3 protein-coding genes are annotated in these 3,704 nt (G+C 71.9%); 2 read left to right on the top strand and 1 reads right to left on the bottom strand.

The window, feature by feature from the left end:
- Window positions 1–251: 251 nt before the first annotated feature.
- Window positions 252–1,580 (bottom strand): acetyl-CoA C-acetyltransferase, encoded by a 1,329-nt coding sequence (locus tag VGD85_RS10835; protein WP_331063449.1) that lies wholly within the window; start codon window positions 1,578–1,580, stop codon window positions 252–254.
- A gap of 98 nt (window positions 1,581–1,678) precedes the next feature.
- Here VGD85_RS10835 and VGD85_RS10830 point away from each other — a divergent pair, with 98 nt between their 5' ends.
- Both VGD85_RS10830 and VGD85_RS10825 read left to right on the top strand, forming a co-directional pair.
- A complete protein-coding gene (locus VGD85_RS10830; RefSeq protein ID WP_331063448.1) occupies window positions 1,679–3,025 on the top strand; it encodes a 3-oxoacyl-ACP reductase in 1,347 nt (448 codons plus the stop codon).
- A 1-nt stretch (window position 3,026) separates the two neighbouring features.
- Window positions 3,027–3,704, top strand: a 678-nt coding sequence (locus VGD85_RS10825; RefSeq protein WP_331063447.1) for a MaoC family dehydratase, incomplete at its 3' end; no start/stop codon positions are given.

Genomic DNA, 3,704 nt, shown 5'->3' with positions numbered 1-3,704 from the left:
GCCCTGCAGCTGGCCCGGGTCGGCATCCTGGTCAAGGAGGCCGCCCCCGGCGTACCCAAGGTCGCGACGGTCTCCCCCGACCAGGTCAAGGACTACCTGGTCGCCTCGGCCCTCGCCCTCGCCACCCGTTGAGTTGGGGATTGGTGACCTGCGAATCGGGGCTTCGCGACCGTTGAGTCGGGGAGTCCCGTCGCCGGGGTGACACGAATCCCCGACTCAACGGTCGGGAATCCCCAACTCAACGGGTGGGGTCAGCGCTCGAGGATGGCGGTGACGCCCTGGCCGCCGGCGGCGCAGATCGAGATCACGCCGCGACCGGAGCCCTGCTGCTCCAGAAGCTTGGCCAGGTTCATCAGGATCCGGCCGCCGGTGGCGGCGAAGGGGTGGCCCGCGGCGAGCGAGGAGCCGTTGACGTTCAGCCGGGCCCGGTCGACCGCCCCGAGCGGGGCGTCGAGGCCGAGACGCTCCTTGCAGAAGATCGGGTCCTCCCAGGCCTTGAGCGTCGCGAGCACCTGCGAGGCGAAGGCCTCGTGGATCTCGTAGAAGTCGAAGTCCTGCAGCGAGTAGCCCTCGCGCGACAGCATCCGCGCCATGGCGTACGCCGGCGCCATCAGCAGGCCCTCCCCGCCGTGCACGTAGTCGACGGCGGCCGTCTCCGAGGCGGTGAGGTAGGCCAGCACCGGGTGGCCGTGCTCCTTGGCCCAGTCCTCCGACGCGAGCAGCACCACGGACGCACCGTCGGTGAGCGGCGTGGAGTTGCCGGCGGTCATCGTGGCCGCCTCGCCCTTGCCGAACACCGGCTTGAGCTTCGCGAGCTTCTCGGCCGTCGAGTCCGGGCGCAGGTTGTTGTCGCGCTCGACGCCGCGGAACGGCGTCACCTGGTCGTCGAACCAGTGCTCGTCGTACGCCGCCGCCAGGTGCTGGTGCGACGCGGCGGCGAGCTCGTCCTGCTCCTCGCGGCCGATCTGCCACTCCAGCGCGGTCAGCGCGGCGTGCTCCCCCATCGACAGCCGGGTGCGCGGCTCGCCGTTCTGCGGGATCTCCAGCCCGATGTCGCCGGGCCGGATCGCACCGAGCGCGAGCACCTTGCCCTTGGTGTCGCGCGCCGCGTTGACCTTCATCAGCTTCTTGCGCAGCCGGTCGCTGATCGCGACGGGCGCGTCGGAGGTGGTGTCGGTGCCGCCTGCCAGCCCTGAGTCGATCTGCCCGAGCGCGATCTTGTTGGCCACCTGGATCGCGGCCTGCAGACCGGTGCCGCACGCCTGCTGGATGTCGGTCGCGGGCGTCTCGGGGGCGAGCTTGGAGCCGAGCACCGACTCCCGGGTCAGGTTGAAGTCGCGGGCGTGCTTGAGCACCGCGCCCGCCACGACCTCGCCGAGCCGCTCGCCCTGCAGCCCGAACCGCTCGACCAGGCCGTCGATCGCGGCGGTGAGCATGTCCTGGTTGGACGCGTCGGCGTACACGGTGTTGGACCGTGCGAACGGGATGCGGTTGCCGCCGAGGACGGCGACGCGACGGGTGCTGGCCTGGGTCCTGGCCTGGGTCTTGGCGGGGGTCCGGCCCTGGGTCTTGGCTGCCATGGGGTTCATCCTGCGTCGGTCGGGGAATCGAGAGAAGGACATGAGGGCCAGATCACGAAATCTGGACTCCCAGTTACACAAGGAGTTACATACCCGCCATGAGCGACTTCTACCAGGGGTTCACGCAGTCCGCGATCGGCAAGCAGGTCACCAGGCTGCTCGGCCTGCCCACCCCCGCCACGCTGGAACGGTACGCCGAGGGCGCGCCGCTGGTCGACGGCACCGTCGCCGTCGGCGGCCGGGGCCGGCTGGCCGAGTCGCTGGTCGGGATCCTCGACACGCTCGGCATCGCCGCGACCGACGAGACCGGCGCGGACACCGGCGGCGAGGCCAGGTTCAAGGGGCTGGTCTTCGACGCCACCGGCCTGACGAGCTCCGCGGACCTCGTCGCCCTGCGCGACTTCTTCACCCCGCTGCTGCGCCGCCTCGACCCGTGCCCCCGGGTCGTCGTGCTCGGCACCCCGCCCGAGCAGGTGGCCGACGGCGAGCGGGTCGCCCAGCGCGCGCTGGAGGGCTTCACCCGCAGCCTCGGCAAGGAGATCGGCCGCGGCGGCACCGTCCAGCTCGTCTACGTCGCCGACGGCGCCGAGGGTGCCGTGCAGAGCACGCTCGCGTTCCTGCTCTCCCCCAAGTCCGCCTACGTCTCCGGCCAGGTGATCAGGATCGGCGCGCACGGCGCCACGGACGCCGAGCCGGTCGACGACTGGCTGCGCCCGCTGGAGGGCAAGGTCGCGCTGGTGACCGGCGCCAGCCGCGGCATCGGCGAGCAGATCGCCCGGGTGCTGCACCGCGACGGCGCGACCGTCGTCGGGGTCGACGTGCCCCAGGCCGCCAGCGAGCTGCAGGGCGTGATGAAGGGGCTCGACGGCGACCACCTGGTGCTCGACATCACCGCCAAGGACGCACCCCAGCGCCTCGCCCATCACCTGAAGACCGAGCATGGCGGTGTCGACGTCGTCGTGCACAACGCCGGCATCACCCGTGACAAGAAGCTCGCGAACATGGCCGAGGACCGGTGGGAGTCGGTGATCGCGGTCAACCTGACCGCCCCCGAGCGGATCACCCGCGAGCTCCTCGACCAGGGCGTGATCCGGCCCAACGGCCGGGTCGTCGGCGTCGCATCGATCGCCGGCATCGCCGGCAACGTCGGCCAGACCAACTACGCGGCCTCCAAGGCGGGCGTGATCGGGCTGGTCGACTCCCTCGCCGACGAGCTCACCGACGGCATCACGGTCAACGCGGTCGCGCCCGGCTTCATCATCACCCAGATGACCGCGGCGGTGCCGTTCGCGACCCGCGAGGTCGGCCAGCGGCTCAACGCGATGGCCCAGGGTGGCCTGCCGGTCGACGTCGCCGAGACCATCGCCTGGTACGCCAACCCCGCCTCGACCGCCGTCAACGGCAACGTCGTGCGGGTCTGCGGCCAGATGATGCTGGGGGCCTGAGATGGCGTGGCCCGACCGGCTCCCCACGATGGCCCGCGCGGCGCTCCCCGCCGTGCCGGGCGTCAACCTGCTGCCCGGCGTACGCAAGACGGGCGACGCGCTGCCCGAACGCACCCTCGAGCGCCACGACGTGCCGCTCGACGCGGCCCACGTGGCGCGGTATGCCGGCCTGTGCGGCTTCCCGCGCAAGGACGTGCTGCCGCTGCCCTACCCGCACCTGCTGGCGTTCGGGCTGCACATGGAGATCATGACGGCGAGCGACTTCCCGTTCCCCGCGATCGGCACCGTGCACCTCGAGAACGCCATCACCCAGCACCGGCCGATCGGGCTCGACGAGCAGCTCCAGGTCACGGCGTACGCCGAGCACCTGCGTCCGCACGCCAAGGGCCAGGTCTTCGACATGGTGACCCGGGTCCACTCGCGCGCGGAGCTGGTGTGGGAGGAGACCTCGACGTTCCTGCGCCGGGGCCGTGGGTCGGACGACGCTCCGGAGGGCACCGTGTTCCCCGATGCCCCGCCGACCGGCACCACGTGGCGGCTGCCCGGCGACCTGGGCCGCCGCTACGCGTCCGTGTCCGGCGACCACAACCCGATCCACCTCTACGGGCTGACCGCGAAGGCGTTCGGGTTCCCCCGCCAGATCGCCCACGGCATGTGGTCGATGGCGCGGTGCGTCGGC

The sequence above is a fragment of the Nocardioides sp. genome, from assembly GCF_036401255.1.
Lineage (GTDB): Bacteria > Actinomycetota > Actinomycetes > Propionibacteriales > Nocardioidaceae > Nocardioides.
Note: the sequence above shows the minus strand (reverse complement) of the source record. Positions and strands in the feature narration are given on the sequence as shown.

What these genes read in the sequence shown, in the direction of transcription:
- VGD85_RS10830 (WP_331063448.1), top strand. Translation starts at nt 1,679, where the DNA reads ATGAGCGACTTCTACCAGGGGTTCACGCAGTCCGCGATCGGCAAGCAG.
- VGD85_RS10835 (WP_331063449.1), bottom strand. Translation starts at nt 1,580, where the DNA reads ATGGCAGCCAAGACCCAGGGCCGGACCCCCGCCAAGACCCAGGCCAGG.